16 protein-coding genes and 1 riboswitch are annotated in these 15,258 nt (G+C 67.6%); of the genes, 9 read left to right on the top strand and 7 right to left on the bottom strand.

The window, feature by feature from the left end; translation table 11 throughout:
* From FV220_RS19840 to FV220_RS19830, 3 genes are all read right to left on the bottom strand, one after another.
* Positions 1–1,009: protein-glutamate O-methyltransferase CheR (locus tag FV220_RS19840; RefSeq protein WP_147832975.1), on the bottom strand; the 1,009-nt coding region annotated here is incomplete at its 3' end.
* A gap of 16 nt (positions 1,010–1,025) precedes the next feature.
* Complete coding sequence (locus FV220_RS19835; protein ID WP_147832974.1) at positions 1,026–1,532, bottom strand: chemotaxis protein CheW; 507 nt, start codon at positions 1,530–1,532, stop codon at positions 1,026–1,028.
* Between the two features lie 121 nt (positions 1,533–1,653).
* Positions 1,654–3,192, bottom strand: a complete 1,539-nt coding sequence (locus FV220_RS19830; RefSeq protein ID WP_147832973.1) for a sensor domain-containing diguanylate cyclase — start codon at positions 3,190–3,192, stop codon at positions 1,654–1,656.
* A gap of 448 nt (positions 3,193–3,640) precedes the next feature.
* Between FV220_RS19830 and FV220_RS19825 the strand changes: the two genes are divergently transcribed.
* From FV220_RS19825 to FV220_RS19790, 7 genes are all read left to right on the top strand, one after another.
* A complete protein-coding gene (locus FV220_RS19825) occupies positions 3,641–5,416 on the top strand; it encodes an acetolactate synthase 3 large subunit (RefSeq protein WP_018044193.1) in 1,776 nt (591 codons plus the stop codon).
* Positions 5,417–5,440: 24 nt separating this feature from the next.
* Positions 5,441–5,983, top strand: coding sequence for an acetolactate synthase small subunit (gene ilvN / locus FV220_RS19820; RefSeq protein WP_018044192.1), 543 nt, complete (start codon positions 5,441–5,443; stop codon positions 5,981–5,983).
* Positions 5,984–6,311: 328 nt separating this feature from the next.
* Positions 6,312–6,698 (top strand): type II toxin-antitoxin system PemK/MazF family toxin, encoded by a 387-nt coding sequence (locus FV220_RS19810; RefSeq protein WP_147832972.1) that lies wholly within the window; start codon positions 6,312–6,314, stop codon positions 6,696–6,698.
* Positions 6,695–7,333 carry a glutathione S-transferase gene (locus FV220_RS19805; RefSeq protein WP_147832971.1) on the top strand — a complete coding sequence of 213 codons (639 nt, stop codon included), beginning with the start codon at positions 6,695–6,697 and terminating at the stop codon, positions 7,331–7,333. The genes FV220_RS19810 and FV220_RS19805 overlap by 4 nt, the downstream gene beginning before the upstream one ends.
* Positions 7,334–7,426: 93 nt before the next feature.
* Positions 7,427–8,071 carry a TetR/AcrR family transcriptional regulator C-terminal domain-containing protein gene (locus tag FV220_RS19800; RefSeq protein WP_147832970.1) on the top strand — a complete coding sequence of 215 codons (645 nt, stop codon included), beginning with the start codon at positions 7,427–7,429 and terminating at the stop codon, positions 8,069–8,071.
* A 27-nt stretch (positions 8,072–8,098) separates the two neighbouring features.
* Positions 8,099–9,118 carry a ketol-acid reductoisomerase gene (ilvC, locus tag FV220_RS19795; RefSeq protein ID WP_018044187.1) on the top strand — a complete coding sequence of 340 codons (1,020 nt, stop codon included), beginning with the start codon at positions 8,099–8,101 and terminating at the stop codon, positions 9,116–9,118.
* 311 nt (positions 9,119–9,429) lie between these two features.
* Complete coding sequence (locus tag FV220_RS19790; protein ID WP_018044186.1) at positions 9,430–10,083, top strand: pyridoxamine 5'-phosphate oxidase family protein; 654 nt, start codon at positions 9,430–9,432, stop codon at positions 10,081–10,083.
* A gap of 148 nt (positions 10,084–10,231) precedes the next feature.
* Here FV220_RS19790 and tam read toward each other — a convergent pair whose 3' ends face one another.
* From tam to trpS, 3 genes are read right to left on the bottom strand one after another with little or no spacing between them, the layout of a single operon-like run.
* A complete protein-coding gene (gene tam, locus FV220_RS19785; protein ID WP_147832978.1) occupies positions 10,232–11,014 on the bottom strand; it encodes a trans-aconitate 2-methyltransferase in 783 nt (260 codons plus the stop codon).
* Positions 11,015–11,041: 27 nt separating this feature from the next.
* Complete coding sequence (locus FV220_RS19780; RefSeq protein WP_147832969.1) at positions 11,042–11,740, bottom strand: haloacid dehalogenase type II; 699 nt, start codon at positions 11,738–11,740, stop codon at positions 11,042–11,044.
* A complete protein-coding gene (gene trpS, locus FV220_RS19775) occupies positions 11,740–12,810 on the bottom strand; it encodes a tryptophan--tRNA ligase (protein ID WP_147832968.1) in 1,071 nt (356 codons plus the stop codon). The genes FV220_RS19780 and trpS overlap by 1 nt, the downstream gene beginning before the upstream one ends.
* A gap of 236 nt (positions 12,811–13,046) precedes the next feature.
* Between trpS and FV220_RS19770 the strand changes: the two genes are divergently transcribed.
* A complete protein-coding gene (locus FV220_RS19770; protein ID WP_187273470.1) occupies positions 13,047–13,307 on the top strand; it encodes a type II toxin-antitoxin system Phd/YefM family antitoxin in 261 nt (86 codons plus the stop codon).
* Here the strand turns inward: FV220_RS19770 and FV220_RS19765 are convergent.
* Complete coding sequence (locus tag FV220_RS19765; protein ID WP_187273469.1) at positions 13,304–14,065, bottom strand: Fe-S cluster assembly protein HesB; 762 nt, start codon at positions 14,063–14,065, stop codon at positions 13,304–13,306. The two genes, FV220_RS19770 and FV220_RS19765, sit on opposite strands and share 4 nt — an antisense overlap.
* A gap of 228 nt (positions 14,066–14,293) precedes the next feature.
* A riboswitch (glycine riboswitch) is annotated at positions 14,294–14,401 on the top strand.
* 50 nt (positions 14,402–14,451) lie between these two features.
* Between FV220_RS19765 and gcvT the strand changes: the two genes are divergently transcribed.
* A partial coding sequence (gcvT, locus tag FV220_RS19760; protein ID WP_147832967.1) for a glycine cleavage system aminomethyltransferase GcvT occupies positions 14,452–15,258 on the top strand: 807 nt, incomplete at its 3' end.

The following is a 15,258-nucleotide window of genomic DNA, read 5'->3' as shown; positions in this document are numbered from 1 at the left end:
TGGGAGCGGGCATCGGGGCGAAGGCGGGAGGCGGGTCGGCCTCGGGCGCCGGAGGTTCGGGAACCGGTCTCGGGAAGGCGGCCGCCACGGTCTCGGGTGGCGGCGGTGGCTCGACGGGGAGCGCGGTCGTCGGCAGGCGGTAGGCCACCGTACCGGGGAGGTTCACCGGCTGCAGGGTGGCCGCGAAGGCCGGGTTCGGTTCGGCATGGCCGATCAGGAGCCAGCCGTCCGGAACGAGGCGATGGCCGAGGCCGCGCACGATGCCGACCACGGCATCGGCCTGGAAATAGATCAGCACGTTGCGGCAGAGGATGAGGTCGAAGCCGGCGAAATGCGACGGCGCCTTACCGTCGAGCAGACTCATCAGGTTCTGGTGCTCGAACCGCACCATCCGCCGGAATTCCGGCCGCAGGGTGAAACTGCCCTCGCGGGCGATCCCCGGCAGCGAGGGGCCGAGGACGAAGTAGCGCGCGTGTTCCTCGGGCGGCAGGGTGCGCAGGGCCCAGCGCCCGAACACCGCCGCGCGGGCCGTCCCGAGAGCCTCGTGGCTGATGTCGGTGCCGGTGATGGCGATCCGCCAGCGGGGCAGGTCGTCGCCGAGGAGCTCGTGGAGCAGGATCGCGATGGAGTAGGGCTCCGCCCCCGTGGAGCATCCGGCACTCCAGATCCGCAGGGACTTCGTCTCCGCGCGCGCCGCGATCAGGCCGGGCAGGATCGTCCCGCGCAGGGCCGCGAACTGCTCGGCGTAACGGAAGAAGAACGTCTCGCCGATGGTGATCTCCGCCTCGAGGGCGGCCCATTCCGCAGGACCGGTGGCCTCGGCGTCGAGATGGGCGAGATAGGCGGCGGAATCGGCCAGCCGGCACGCCTTGAAGCGCTTGCGCAGACGGTCGAAGAGCAGATCGTCCTTGTCGGCGTAATAATGGTGCCCGGTCCGGGCGATCACCCTCGCCTTGAGGGCGGCGAAGGTCGGATCGCGTTCGGGGCCAGCCTTGGCCGGACGGATCATCGGGCGGCCGATCCGCTCATGAGGCGCTCGCGGCGTCGAGGCCGGACAGCCGCTCGGCCGCCGCACGGGTGAGGGCATCGAGGCGGACGCGCTCCTCTCGCGTGAGGAGGCGGGCTAAGCTCAGCACGTCGACGCGGCCGTGTCCCCGCTCGAACCCGGCGACCACGCAGCCGTTGAGGCTGCGCGTCTCGTCCGCCGGCTGGATGTCGGAATCGGGAACGACGACGAGGGCCTCGGCGCGGTCGACGAGGAAAGCGGTGGAACGGGCCGCATCGAGGACGAGATGGCGGTCCACGTCATCGGGATCGGCCGCCGCCTCGCTCAGCCCGAGGAGGCGCGCGAGGTCGATCACCGGAACCGCGGCACCGCCGAGGTTGAGGAAGCCCGCGAGCATGCCCGCCGTGGCGGATTGCCGGTGCAGCCGGGGCAACGGCAGCACCTCGCTCACGCAGGTCCGGGCCAGGGCGCAGGCGGTGCCAGCCACGTCGAGGATCAGGAAGGCCGTCGTCGCGGTCGGGGGCATCGGTCCCGGAAGGCATGATGGGAGGTTCGCCCCAGATAGGACGATGCCGGAGAGCCACGCAAACGGATTCGGTTTTCAGGGACCGGAGTTTTCCCTCCGCCACCGGTCCTACCGAGCCGGATCAGTCCGCGACGCCGTGTGGCGCGGCCAGGGGATGCGAAGCATCGTCCGGGGCGGCGCAGCAGGTCCGGTTCCGGCCGGCGGCCTTGGCCGCATAGAGGGCGGCATCGGCCCGCCGGTAGAGGTCGAACGGGTCCGTGGAGCCGCCCGCAGAGGGCAGGGCGCTGGCCACGCCGACGCTCACGGTGATCGCGCCCGCTTCGATCTCCGCCGACGGAACCGACAGGGTCGACATCCGCGCATGAACGCGCTCGGCCGCGCCGAGGGCGGCGGCCCCATCGGCATTCGGCAGCAGCAGGACGAACTCTTCGCCACCGACGCGGCAGACGATGTCCCCGTCACGACGCAGGCTGGCGGACAGGCAGCGGCCGATGCCCTGGAGCACCCTGTCGCCGACGGCGTGGCCATAGCGGTCGTTGTAGCGCTTGAAATGGTCCGCATCGACCACGAGGAGCGAGAGCGGCGTTCCCTGAAGGCGGGCGCTCGTCCACAGCCGGGCGACCATCTCCTCGAACGCGCGGCGGTTAGGCAATCCGGTGAGCATGTCGGTTCGAGACAGGCGCTCCAGTTCCGCCTGGATCGCGGCGCGGCGGCGCAGCTCCCGCCAGAACAGGAGGGAGAGGCCGATGGTCAGGCCGCACAGCAGAACCACGATGAGGCTGATGACGAGGGCCTTCCCGCGCCACTCCGCCTCGATCTCGTAAGCCGACAGGGTGACGTTGAGGATGAAGGGCAGGTCGCCGATGCGGGTGAAGGCGAAGTGCCGCTCGCTGCCGTCGCGGGGCGATGTCCCCACGAAGCTGCCGCTGCCCTCCCGCCGGAACCGTTCGAATGTCGGGGTCCCGGCGATGGAGCTGCCGATATCACTCTCCAGATAAGGATGGCGGACGATGCGCATGCCGTCGGAGCGATACAGGTTGATCGCACCATACGGGCCGAGACCGATCCGATCGAACAGCCTGTGGAAGTAGGACAGGCTCAGCGAGCCCAGCACGATGCCGCCGAAGGATCCGTCCGGCTTGTTGATGCGGCGGCTCAGGACCAGCACCGGCGTCCCCAATAGGCGCGAGACGACGGGAGCGCTGATGTAGAGGCCGAGATCGGCCCGGGCCTTCTGCGCCTTGAAGTAGTCGCGATCGGAATTGTTGAGCTTGCGCGGCGTCACCGACGCGGCGTCGATGACGGTGTCTCCGTTCTCGTCGAGGACGAGCATCACCCCCATGTCCCGGGCGCTGGCGGCACGGTCGAAGAGGATCAGCTGCCGCAATTCGGGGCTGACGTCTCGTACGCCCGGCACGTTCAGGCCGTCGACGACGCCCTGAATCGACAGGTCGATGATCTCGAAATTGCGGGCGATGTCGCGCTCGATGACCCGAAGCAGGTTTCGCGAGGTCTGCTCGGCCTTGTCCCAGGCGTCGCGCCGCATGTCGAGCAGCATCACCCCGGAGGTGATCAGCATGCCGATCGGCGCGAGAACACCGAGCACGATCCAGGTCCGGGCGGACCATGTGAACCGGCCGAGGCGAAGCTTGAGGCCCATGGACAGCCTGCGGCACGAACGTCTTCAGGTAGTCCGGGGTCTCGTGCGCTAGCCCCCGACCCTCAGTGCCTCAGCACCTAGTGCGCGATCCATAGGCAAGCAAACACTCAGAGTTTGAATCCGTGTGGACTGTCATCACGAGGACCGACGGCGTGACCTCACTGTGGCCGTTCGAGGCATTATCTTGCCTCGAACGGCGTTGACCGGCCCCTCGGACCTGTTTAAACAGGCCGGCACGAGTTTACGATTCGTCAGATCGACGAACGGCGAGGTTTCGGTTTTCCCATGCGGGTCATCCTTATCGTAACGGAAGCGCCACCGACCGGGCGGCCCTGATACAGGGGCCGTGATCCGGATGGTGGCGCATGCAGGGTCCTTCGGGACCCTTTTTTGTTGCCGCGACGAGACGTTTGACACTGGGTTCAATCAGGTTTTGAGGAGCAGGACGATGAGCGGCGAGGTCATGACCGGGGCCGAAATGGTCATCCGGGCGTTCCGGGATCAGGGTGTCGATACGCTGTTCGGGTATCCGGGCGGTGCGGTGCTGCCGATCTACGATGCCCTCTTCCACCAGGAAGAACTGAAGCACGTCCTCGTCCGGCACGAGCAGGGCGCGGTCCATGCGGCCGAGGGCTATGCCCGCTCGTCGGGCAAGGTCGGCTGCGTCCTCGTTACGTCCGGCCCCGGCGCCACCAACATCGTCACCGGGCTCACCGACGCGATGCTGGATTCGATCCCCCTCGTCTGCATCACCGGCCAGGTTCCGACGCACCTGATCGGCACCGATGCGTTCCAGGAATGCGACACGGTCGGCATCACCCGCCACTGCACGAAGCACAATTACCTGGTCAAATCGATCGACGACCTGCCGCGCATCCTGCACGAGGCCTTCTTCGTCGCCTCGAACGGACGGCCGGGCCCCGTCGTGGTCGATCTGCCGAAAGACATCCAGTTCGCGAGCGGGATCTACGAGCGCCCCACCCATAACGGCCACAAGACCTACCGCCCCGCCTTCAAGGGCGACGCGCAGGCGATCCAGTCGGCCGTCGAGCTGATGGCGAATGCCCGCCGTCCGGTCCTCTATACCGGCGGCGGCGTCATCAATTCCGGCCCGCACGCCTCGGCGCTCCTGCGCCAGCTGGCGGAGGTCACCGGCTTTCCCGTCACCTCGACCCTGATGGGTCTGGGCGCCTTCCCGGCCTCGAACCCGCAGTTCCTGGGCATGCTGGGCATGCACGGGACCTACGAGGCCAACCTCGCCATGCATGAATGCGACGTGATGGTCTGTATCGGTGCCCGGTTCGACGACCGCATCACCGGCCGTCTCGACGCGTTCTCGCCCTTCTCCAAGAAGATCCACATCGACGTCGACGCCTCCTCGATCAACAAGGTGGTCAAGGTCGATATCGGCATCGTCGGCGATTGCGGCTCGGTGCTCGAAGACATGCTCGCGGCCTGGAAGGCCCTGCCCAAGCGCCCCGACCAGGGCCGCTTCGACGAGTGGATGGCCAAGATCCGCACGTGGAAGGCGCGGGACTGCCTCGCCTATTGGCCGTCGGGCACGATCATCAAGCCGCAATACGCGGTGCAGCGCCTCTATGAGGCCTGCAAGGACCGAAAGACCTTCATCACCACGGAGGTCGGCCAGCACCAGATGTGGGCGGCGCAGTACTTCAAGTTCGACGAGCCGAACCGCTGGATGACCTCGGGCGGCCTCGGCACCATGGGCTACGGCCTGCCCGCGGCCATCGGCACCCAGCTCGCCAATCCGGACGGTCTCGTCATCGACATCGCCGGCGAGGCCTCGATCCTGATGAACATCCAGGAGATGTCCACGGCCGTGCAGTATCGCCTGCCGGTCAAGATCTTCATCCTGAACAACGAGTATATGGGCATGGTGCGCCAGTGGCAGGAGCTGCTGCACGGCTCGCGCTATTCGCAGAGCTATTCGGAAAGCCTGCCGGACTTCGTCAAGCTGGCGGAGGCCTACGGCGCCAAGGGCATGCGCTGCGACAAGCCGGGCGAGCTCGACGGGGCGATCGCCGAGATGCTGGCCCATGACGGCCCGGTCATCTTCGATTGCATCGTCGACAAGAAAGAGAACTGCTTCCCGATGATCCCGTCGGGCAAGGCGCACAACGAGATGCTGCTCTCCGACTACCTCGGCGAGACCGGAATGGACCTCGGCGACGTGATCTCCGAGGAAGGCAAGATGCTGGTCTGACCGACGGCACGGAGGAGAGACGTCATGAACGCCATGAACACGCACTACCCCGATGCCGGTCGGGTCGAGCCGATCAACCGGCACACCCTCGCGGTCATCGTCGACAACGAGCCGGGCGTCCTCGCGCGGATCGCGGGGATGTTCTCGGGACGCGGCTACAACATCGAGAGCCTGACGGTGTCGGAGACCGAGGTGGCGCGCCACATCTCGCGCATCACCATCGTCACCGCCGGCACCGATGCGGTGATCCAGCAGATCAAGGCTCAGCTCGACCGGCTCGTGCCCGTGCACCGGGTCGTCGACCTCACGCTCCAGGGCAAGGCCCTCGAGCGTGAGCTCTGCCTCGTCAAGGTGGCGGGTACCGGTGAGCACCGCACCGAATCGCTCACCCTCGCCGCCGCCTTCGGCGCCAAGACCCTGGACGCGACCCTGAACTCGTTCGTGTTCGAGGTCACCGGCACCACCGAGGAGATCGACCGCTTCATCGGCCTGATGACGGTGATCGGCCTCGTGGAAATCTCCCGCACGGGCATCGCAGCCATGGGGCGTGGTTCGGAAGCGATGTGAGGCTTTTTCGCCGACGGTGATAACGTGCCGGAGATGTGCCGGAGATGTGCCGGGGATGATGCGATGAGAGCGAGGCTGGAACGGAGTGGGGACGATTTCGTCCTCTCAGTGACCCGAGAGGACGTGCGGAAGCTCGGTCTCGTCGAGGGGCAGGAAGTGGACATCGATCCGGTGCCTGCCCCCCTCGCGCCTCCGCCCGCCCGCCGTTACGTCAACGGGTTCCCCGTCTTCACGATGGCGGAAATGGCTGCGGAGATGAGGAGACTCGGGCCTGATTTCGAGCCTCCGACCGTTGATTGGGGACCGGATGTCGGTTCCGAGATCATCAATGATGACGATCCCCGCTGATCGGCCGCATGAGCCGGGTGACCTGATCCTCGTCGATCTCGACCCCGTTCTCGGAACCGAGCAACGCGGAAAGCGACCGGTCCTCATTATCTCGACCCTGGAGATGAACACGCTGACCGGGCGGATCATCATCTGCCCGGTCACCCGCAATCGCGATCCCTGGCCGACGAAAGTCTTTTTGCCGGAGGGGTTAGGCGCTGACGGCGCAGTCCTCGCCGATCAGGTCCGCTCGATCGACCGCAGAGCGCGCATCCTCCGCTCCCTCGGGACAGTCCCCGATCCCATACTCGCGGAAGTCCGCGCCAAGGTGGCAGCGTTGATCGGCTTGCAATTCGATAGTGAGACCGAGGAAAGCTCAGCTCCATGACCACCCTCTACTACGCCCCCGGCGCCTGCTCGCTCGCCTCCCACATCGCCCTCGAGGAAACGGGAGCGCCCTACGAAACCGTGCGGCTCGACCTCGCCAAGGGCGACCAGCGGGCGGCCGAATACCTCGCCGTCAACGAGCGCGGCCGCGTGCCGGCGCTGGTCGAGGAGGATTGGGTGCTCACCGAGAACACCGCCATCCTGCGCCACATCGCGCGCAGTCATCCGCAGGCCGGCCTGTGGCCGCAGGCGCCCCGCGATCAGGCGCGGGTCGACGAATGGCTGGGCTGGCTCTCCACCGGCCATCATATCGCCTACGCGCATATCCGCCGGGCCGAGCGCTACACGAGCGATGAGACGGCCTTCCCGGGCATCCAGGCCAAGGGCGTCGAGACCTGCGGCGACCTCTTCACTATGACCGAGGTCAAGCTCTCCAACGGCGGCTGGGCCGTCGGCGAAGCCTACAGCGTCGCCGATCCCTACCTGCTGCTGTTCTGGACCTGGGGCCGCGGCCCGGCGCTCGGCTTCGACATGGCGGAGCGCTTTCCCCATTGGACCGCGCATGCCCGCGCCATGGCGGCGCGGCCCGCCGTGCAGGCCGTGTTCGCCCGCGAAGGCCTCAAACTGCCTGAATAAGGTTCGACCGGGGGCACACCGCCTCTTGTTCGGGACGCAAAACCGGATTATGCCGCTGCGTACCGTACGGTACGGTACTGGTTGTCTGGAAGCATGAGCGCGACGGTCGCACGCGACGAGACGGGGCAGGAGGTCCCCTCGGCCCGCCAACAGGCGGTGCTCGATGCCGTGCTCGCTCTCCTCGTCGAGGAGGGCGACCAGCTCACCATGGACGCGGTCGCCCGCCGGGCGAGTTGCTCGAAGGAAACCCTGTACAAATGGTTCGGGGACCGGGACGGTCTCCTCACCGCTACGGTGCGCTGGCAGGCCTCGCGCGTCCATGCGGGGCGCGACGCGGCGGGCGTGCTCGATGCGGCGACCCTGCGGGAGCGCCTGCTCGATTTCGCCGTGACCTGGCTCGATGTGATCGCGGGCCGTACCTCGGTGGTGCTGAACCGCATCGCCATCGCGCATGCCGGCTCGCGCAAGGGCAACCTCGGCGCCATCGTGCTGGCGAACGGGCGGCTGGCCATTGGCGGGCGGGTCAAGCCCGTGCTGGAAGCGGGCCGTGCGGCCGGGCTCCTCGCCTATGAGGACGGCGAGACCGCCTTCCGGACCTTCTTCGGTCTGGTCGGGCGCGACATCCAGATCCGACTTCTCCTCGGCGACGCGCTCGACCTCGACGCCGCCGAGATCCGACGCGACGCGGCCCGCGCCGTCGACCAGTTCCTGGCCCTCTACGGCCAGGCCCGACCCTGACACCCCACGCGAAGAGGACATTCAACCATGCGGGTCTATTACGATCGTGACGCCGACCTCAACCTGATCAAGGGCAAGAAGGTCGTCATCGTCGGCTACGGCAGCCAGGGCCATGCCCACGCCCTCAACCTGCGCGATTCCGGCGTGAAGGGCATCGTCATCGCACTCCGCGAAGGCTCGGCCACCGCCAAGAAGGCGGAGCACGAGGGCTTCACGGTGATGAACGTCGCCGACGCCGCCCGCCAAGCCGACGTCGTCATGATGCTGACCCCGGACGAACTGCAGGGCGATATCTACAAGGAGTCGCTCGAGCCGAACATGAAGCAAGGCGCCGCCCTCCTGTTCGCCCACGGCCTCAACGTCCACTTCAACCTCATCGAGCCCCGCAAGGATCTCGACGTGCTCATGGTCGCCCCCAAGGGCCCCGGCCACACCGTGCGCGGCGAGTACCTCAAGGGCGGCGGCGTGCCGACCCTGATCGCCATCGCGCAGGACGCTTCCGGCAACGCGCACGATCTCGGCCTGTCCTACGCTTCGGCCAATGGCGGCGGCCGCGCCGGCATCATCGAGACCACCTTCAAGGAAGAGTGCGAGACCGACCTGTTCGGCGAGCAGGCCGTGCTGTGCGGCGGCCTCGTCGAGCTCATCAAGGCCGGCTTCGAGACCCTGGTCGAGGGCGGCTACGCTCCCGAGATGGCCTATTTCGAGTGCCTCCACGAGGTGAAGCTCATCGTCGACCTCATCTACGAGGGCGGCATCGCCAACATGAACTACTCGATCTCGAACACCGCCGAGTACGGCGAGTACGTCACCGGCCCGCGCATCGTCACGAGCGAGACCAAGGCCGAGATGAAGCGCGTGCTGGACGACATCCAGTCGGGCAAGTTCACCCGCGACTGGATGCTGGAGAACAAGGTCGGCCAGACCTCGTTCAAGGCCACCCGCGCCAAGCTCGCCCGTCATCCGATCGAGGAAGTCGGCTCGAAGCTCCGTGGCATGATGCCGTGGATCTCCGAGAAGGCCCTGGTCGACAAGTCCAAGAACTGATTTTTTGTGATGGGCGACCGGGCTTCGCTCGGCTGCCCCCTCGCAGAGAAAGCCGGCCTCGTGCGAGCGGGGCCGGCTTTTTGTTTGGGTCGACCCTCCCCCCATTGCGGGGGAGGGTGGTCGCGGAGCGACCGGGAGAGGGGACGACGCTTCCGGAGATGGCACTCCCCTCATCCGACTTGGCTCGCGGGCCATCGTCTCCCGCGGAGGGCAGAAGGACGAGCTGCCCCCGTTGTACTCTCAGGAAAATCCGGCGATCATGCTCCGTAACGGCTGCCCATCTGAGAGCGGCCGAAGGTTGGAGGACACCCATGGCTTCGCTCTATTACGACGAGCATCGCGCGCTTCAGGAAGAGTACAACACCGTCAAGCTCGCCGAGCGCCTCGACACCGGCTGGGTGCATGACGAGATCGGTCCCGACGAGGCGGCGTTCATCGGCAGCCGCGACATGTTCTTCCTGTCCACGGTCGATCCCGACGGCATGCCCACCGTCTCGTACAAGGGCGGCAGCACCGGCTTCGTGAAGGTGCTCGACGCCAACACGCTGGTCTTCCCCGGGCTGGACGGGAACGGCATGTGGTACTCGATGGGCAACATCGAGGGTCAGTCCAAGGTCGGGCTGCTGTTCATCGATTTCGAGACCCCGCACCGTGTCCGCGTCCAGGGCCACGCCCGGATGCTGCGCGACGATCCGCTGATGGCCGAGTACACCGAGGCCAAGTACCTCGTGAAGATCGAGGTGACGAAGGCCTGGGTCAACTGCCCGCGCTACATCCACAAGTATCAGAAGGTGTCCCAGAACAAATACGTGCCGCGCCCCGACAAGGAGACGCCGCTCGCCCTTTGGAAGCGTCTCGACATGGTCGGTGACGTGATCTCGGACGAGGACAAGGCGCGGGTCGAAAAGGAAGGCCAGCTCGCCCTGCCGGAATACGAGGCACGGGTGGCGCGCGGCGAAAGCTGAAGCCCGGCCGAGCACCGTCCCGGCCATCGTATCCGGGGCGGTGCGCCAAGCAGGTTCGCGTCGGCAAGCCAACGCATCACCTCGCTTAGGCCCTTGAAGTATCGCAGGTTCTGGGACGCAAAACCGGCGACCACTTTTGCGAACCTGCCTAGTCCGCCCGGCGGGCCACGATGAAGACCCGCGGGAAGGCGAGCAGGCGTCGCCCGTCACTGCGGGGCGGATAAGCCGCATCGATCGCCTTCGCGTAGGCGGCGAGGAACCCGGCCGTGTCCTCGGGGTCCAGCGGGTCGAGGAAGGGCCGGAGCCCGGTCGCCCTGACCCATTCGACGATGGCGGCGGCATCCGCCATCGGGTGGTGATAGGCGGTGCGCCACACATCGACCCCGGCCGCGAGCGGCGCCAGCAGGTCGTAATAGCCGGCCGGCTCCAGCATCCGCCCGAGCCGCCCGGCCACGGCCGGATCGCCGATGGCCCCGGCCCAGGGACCGGCACCCGCCACCTCGCGCATCAGGCGGTGCGAGGGCTCGGCGAGGTTGTCGGGCATCTGCACGGCGAGCACGCCGCCGGGTGCCAGGAGGCCGAGGAGCCGGGGCAGGAGCACCGGGTGGTCGGGCAGCCATTGCAGCACGGCGTTGGCGTAGATCAGGTCCGGCGCCCGCTCGGGGATCCAAGTCGCCGCATCGGCCAGCGCGAAGGCGAGGCCGGGCAGGCGGCTCCTCGCCCGCTCCAGCATCGCCGGTGAGGTATCGAGGCCGATCACCACCGCTTCGGGAAAGCGTGCGGTGATGAGCGCGGTGGAATTGCCGGGGCCGCAGCCGAGATCGTAGACGAGGCGGGGGGCTTCGAGCGGCACGCGGGCCAGGAGCTCGGCCGCCGGACGGGTGCGCTGGTCCTCGAAGCGGGTGTAGAGGGCGGGGTTCCAATCGGCCATCGTGCTCACCCTTCCGCTCCGTCGTCGTCAGCAGCCGAGCTGGTCGGCCAGATCCGTGAGGTCCCGGGCCGCGTAGGTGACCGGAACATTGGGCGCCGTTTCGCCACCGCCCGGCCCGTTCTCGCGCGGGCGGGCGATATGGGCGGTGGACAGGCCGTGGCTCGCCGCTGCCGCGAGGTCGCCCGAATGGGCGGCGACCATCAAGGTCTCCGCCGGAGCGAAGCCGAAGGCCGCCACCGCATCGCGATAGAGGGCCGGTTTCGGCTTGTAATCGCGGGAATGGCCGGCACCCAGGATCGCATCGAAAATCAGCCCGTTGCGGCGGGCGAGGTCGGCCATCAGCCGGATATGCCCGTTCGAGTTTGGCGCCAGGAGGTGGCGCGTCCGAAGACGCCGCAGGGCATGCGGTACGTCGGGCCAGGCATCGAGCCGATGCCAGGCCTGGACCAGTTCCCGCTGTGTGGCATCCGACACGCCGACGATGCCAAACTCGGCCAGGACGAGGGGCAGGGAGTCCGCATGGAGGGTATCGAGGTCCACGAAGGGTCGGGTCCCCGAACGCACGGTCTCCATCGAAGGCCCGTAGCGCCGGCGCCAGGCATCCGCGAAAGCGCCGGCATCGAGGGTGGGCACCTCCGCGCCGAGGAGGCGTGCGGCCTCGCGGGCCACTCCGGAGCGCCAGTCGACGAGCGTCCCGAAGACGTCGAAGACGAGCGCCCGGATCATTACCGGACGGCCCGCAACCGCGGCCCGCGGCGGACGAAGCCGACGATGTCCTTCACCGCATCCAGCGTCGGGGCCGCGATGGCCTCGGCGCGCTCGGAGCCGTCGGCGAGGACGGAGTCGATATAGTCGGTATCGGCCACGAGGCGCTTCATCTCGGAGGCGATCGGCGCCAGCGTCTCCACGGCGAGCTCCACCAGCGCCCCCTTGAAGGCGGAGAACTGCGCGCCGCCGTAATCGGCCAGCACCTCGTCGCGGGTGACGCCCTTCAGCGCCGCGAAGATGCCCACGAGGTTGTCGGCCTCTGGCCGCGCGGCGAGACCCGCCGTCTCGGAGGGCAGGGGCTCCGGATCGGTCTTGGCCTTGCGCACCTTGTTGGCGATGGTATCCGCCTCGTCGGTGAGGTTGATGCGCGAATTGTCGGAGGGGTCCGACTTCGACATCTTCTTGGTGCCGTCCCGCAGGGACATGACGCGGGCGGCCGGGCCGCCGATCAGCGGCTCGGTGATCGGGAAGAAGCCCGCGCCCGCATCGTGCCCGTGGGCGGAGATCGACTCGGAAAAGTCGTTGTTGAACTTCTGCGCGATGTCGCGGGTCAGTTCGAGATGCTGCTTCTGGTCCTCGCCCACCGGCACGTGGGTGGCGCGGTAGGCCAGGATGTCGGCGGCCATCAGCACCGGATAGGCGTAGAGCCCGACGCTCGCGTTCTCCCGGTCCTTGCCGGCCTTGTCCTTGAACTGGGTCATGCGGTTCAGCCAGCCGAGGCGGGCGACGCAGTTGAAGATCCAGGCGAGCTCGGCATGGGCCGGCACCTGGCTCTGGTTGAAGACGATGCTGCGCTTCGGGTCGATGCCGGCGGCGAGGAAGGCGGCCGTGACTTCGCGGATCTGGCCCTTCAGCGCGGCCGGATCCTGCCACAGGGTGATCGCGTGCATGTCGACGACGCAGTAGAGGCACTGCGCCTCGCGCTCCTGCATCTCCACGAAGCGCTTGATGGCGCCGAGGTAATTGCCGAGATGCAGGTTGCCCGTGGGCTGTACGCCCGAGAACACGAGCTCTGTGAACGCGGTCATCGCGCGTGGTTCCTATGGCGTGATGGCGAGGGAGAAGCCCGACGCTCGGATCAGGGCACCGACGTGTGCGTTCTGAACGGCTCACCATGGGTGGTCAAGGTGCACGGCATGTTGGCCCAACCCGCGCCGAAAATCGAAAAGATCGAATTTCCGTACGGAATTTGGTATCGAAGGTAGATCGCCTTCAATCGTTCCGGGGAGGCGGCAAGCGGTGAGGTGGGTGAATGGAAGCTCAGCTGCAAAGTGTCATGGCCGACGTGGCGGTGAGTGTGTCGGAGCTGAAGAAGAGTCCGACATCGGTGATGAACCGTGCCGACGGAGCACCGGTGGCGATCCTGAACCACAACCGCGTCATGGGCTACATGGTCCCGCCGGAGACCTTCGAGGCCATGATGGACGCCATCGACGACGACGTGCTGGCGGCCATCGTGAAAGCCCGCTCCGGCGAAGTGCCGTGTACGGAGCCGCCAAGCGGTAGCGCCGCCGCTACCGCCTAACCCCGCTCCCGTGCCTGCCCGGTCGGGCAGATGTCCAGCAGCACGCACTTCCCGCACGCCGGATTGCGGTGGTGGCACACGGCCTGGCCGTGGAGCATCAGGATCTCGTGGTTGTCGTAGAGATCCTGCGCGCTCCACTCCGCCGGAAGTTGCGCCCGCAGGATCGGATGAGACGGGCCGACATCGACCTTCGGGCCGATGAGGCCGGTGCGTTGCGCCACCCGGTGGTGGTGGCTGTCCACCGGCAGGGCCGGCATCCGCAGCAGGCTGAACGAGAGCACCGCCGCGCTGGTTTTCGGGCCGACGCCCGGAATCGCTTCGAGCCACGAGCGCGCCGCGTCGACCTCCATCTCCTTCAGGAAATCGAGGGAGAGGGCGCCGTGACGCTCGGCCACCGCCGCCATGACGGCACGGATGCGGGGAGCCTTCAGTTCCGGCCAGGTCACGCCGGAGATCGTCGCCTCGATCTCAGCCACGGGCGCGCCCATGAGGTCGGACCAATCCGGGTAGCGTGCCCGCAACGCCTTGAAGGCGCGACCGGAATCGGCGTTCCGGGTCCGGTGGGAGAGAAGCGAGGAGACGAGCTCGCTCAGCGGGTCGAGGCTGTGGAAATACGGAATCGGGCAGCCGTAGACGGGGCAGAGCCGGCGGTGGATCTCCAGCGCCTTGTCACTGAGGCTCGCGTCGGCGAGGTCAACGGAGCACCTGGTCTGCCGGGGGCGGGGGCCGGCGAGGTCGTGCCCGGATGCGATGGCCATGACAGGCGAATCCCCGGCGAGTCCGAGCGGTTCCGCCGGACCCGAACCCTGCCGGGTGCGACACAGAATCGTGCCTTTGAAACCCGCGGCCTTGCACCACCCCCGCCGACATGACACGTTCGACCCGTCAGCGAATGACGCAGCGGGAGAGCCCAGGCCGGTACGAACCGGTCATGGCGCCGACGGAGCAACCACCCCCGGAAACTCTCAGGCACAATCACCGCTTCGTTTTGACAATCTGGAGAGAGGCGCCTTCGCGGGCGTCCACCGAAGGAGAAATCCCAGCCCCTCGCGGGTCGGGAGAAGCTCTCAGGTAACCGTGACAGATGGGGGCAACCGGACCACTCGATCGAGTGTCCGGGGACGTTCTGTCATGGGATGACCAGATGCCGCTCGACGCTTCCAGCACGCCGCTTCACGCGCTCCACCTGCGCCACGGCGCCCGCATGGTGCCTTTCGCGGGCTATGCGCTGCCGCTGCATTATCCGGCCGGCCTGATCGCCGAACATCTGCACACCCGCAAGGCAGCGGGGCTGTTCGATGTGTCGCATATGGGCCAGATCCGGCTGAATCCGGGTCCGGGCGGCATGGCGGACCTCGCCCGCGCCCTCGAAACCCTCCTGCCCATCGACGTGCTGGGCCTGGCACCGGGCCGGCAGCGCTACGGCTTCCTCACCGACGAGACCGGCGGCATCCTCGACGACCTCATGGTCGCGCGCCTCGACGACAGCCTGATCCTGGTCGTCAACGCCGCCAACAAACTCGCCGACGACGCCTATCTCCGCGCCCATCTCACCGGCCTGTGCGAGATCGCGGTTCTGCCCCGGGCACTCCTCGCCCTCCAGGGGCCGCTGGCGGAGAGCGCCCTGGCACGGCTCGCCCCCGAGACCGCCGCCATGCGCTTCCTCGACGTGAAGTGGGTGGACCTCCTCGGCGCGTCCGCCCTCGTCAGCCGCTCCGGCTATACCGGGGAGGACGGGTTCGAGATTTCTCTCCCCGAAGAGGCGGCGGATGCCGTGGCCGAAGCCCTGCTGCAGGACGAGGATGTGGAGCCGGTGGGGCTCGGCGCCCGCGATTCCCTGCGGCTGGAAGCCGGCCTGTGCCTGCACGGCGCCGACATCGACCCGGCCACCAGTCCCGTTGAGGCCGGTCTGACCTGGGCGATCCAGCCGGTCCGCCGCAAGGGCGGGGCG

The organism is Methylobacterium sp. WL19, assembly GCF_008040005.1.
Lineage (GTDB): Bacteria > Pseudomonadota > Alphaproteobacteria > Rhizobiales > Beijerinckiaceae > Methylobacterium > Methylobacterium bullatum.
The sequence above is the reverse complement of the archived record's forward strand: the minus strand, read 5'-3'. Positions and strand labels throughout refer to the sequence as shown.

What these genes read in the sequence shown, in the direction of transcription:
- FV220_RS19835 (WP_147832974.1), bottom strand. Translation starts at nt 1,532, where the DNA reads ATGCCCCCGACCGCGACGACGGCCTTCCTGATCCTCGACGTGGCTGGC.
- FV220_RS19830 (WP_147832973.1), bottom strand. Translation starts at nt 3,192, where the DNA reads ATGGGCCTCAAGCTTCGCCTCGGCCGGTTCACATGGTCCGCCCGGACC.
- FV220_RS19825 (WP_018044193.1), top strand. Translation starts at nt 3,641, where the DNA reads ATGAGCGGCGAGGTCATGACCGGGGCCGAAATGGTCATCCGGGCGTTC.
- ilvN (WP_018044192.1), top strand. Translation starts at nt 5,441, where the DNA reads ATGAACGCCATGAACACGCACTACCCCGATGCCGGTCGGGTCGAGCCG.
- FV220_RS19810 (WP_147832972.1), top strand. Translation starts at nt 6,312, where the DNA reads ATGATGACGATCCCCGCTGATCGGCCGCATGAGCCGGGTGACCTGATC.
- FV220_RS19805 (WP_147832971.1), top strand. Translation starts at nt 6,695, where the DNA reads ATGACCACCCTCTACTACGCCCCCGGCGCCTGCTCGCTCGCCTCCCAC.
- FV220_RS19800 (WP_147832970.1), top strand. Translation starts at nt 7,427, where the DNA reads ATGAGCGCGACGGTCGCACGCGACGAGACGGGGCAGGAGGTCCCCTCG.
- ilvC (WP_018044187.1), top strand. Translation starts at nt 8,099, where the DNA reads ATGCGGGTCTATTACGATCGTGACGCCGACCTCAACCTGATCAAGGGC.
- FV220_RS19790 (WP_018044186.1), top strand. Translation starts at nt 9,430, where the DNA reads ATGGCTTCGCTCTATTACGACGAGCATCGCGCGCTTCAGGAAGAGTAC.
- tam (WP_147832978.1), bottom strand. Translation starts at nt 11,014, where the DNA reads ATGGCCGATTGGAACCCCGCCCTCTACACCCGCTTCGAGGACCAGCGC.
- FV220_RS19780 (WP_147832969.1), bottom strand. Translation starts at nt 11,740, where the DNA reads ATGATCCGGGCGCTCGTCTTCGACGTCTTCGGGACGCTCGTCGACTGG.
- trpS (WP_147832968.1), bottom strand. Translation starts at nt 12,810, where the DNA reads ATGACCGCGTTCACAGAGCTCGTGTTCTCGGGCGTACAGCCCACGGGC.
- FV220_RS19765 (WP_187273469.1), bottom strand. Translation starts at nt 14,065, where the DNA reads ATGGCCATCGCATCCGGGCACGACCTCGCCGGCCCCCGCCCCCGGCAG.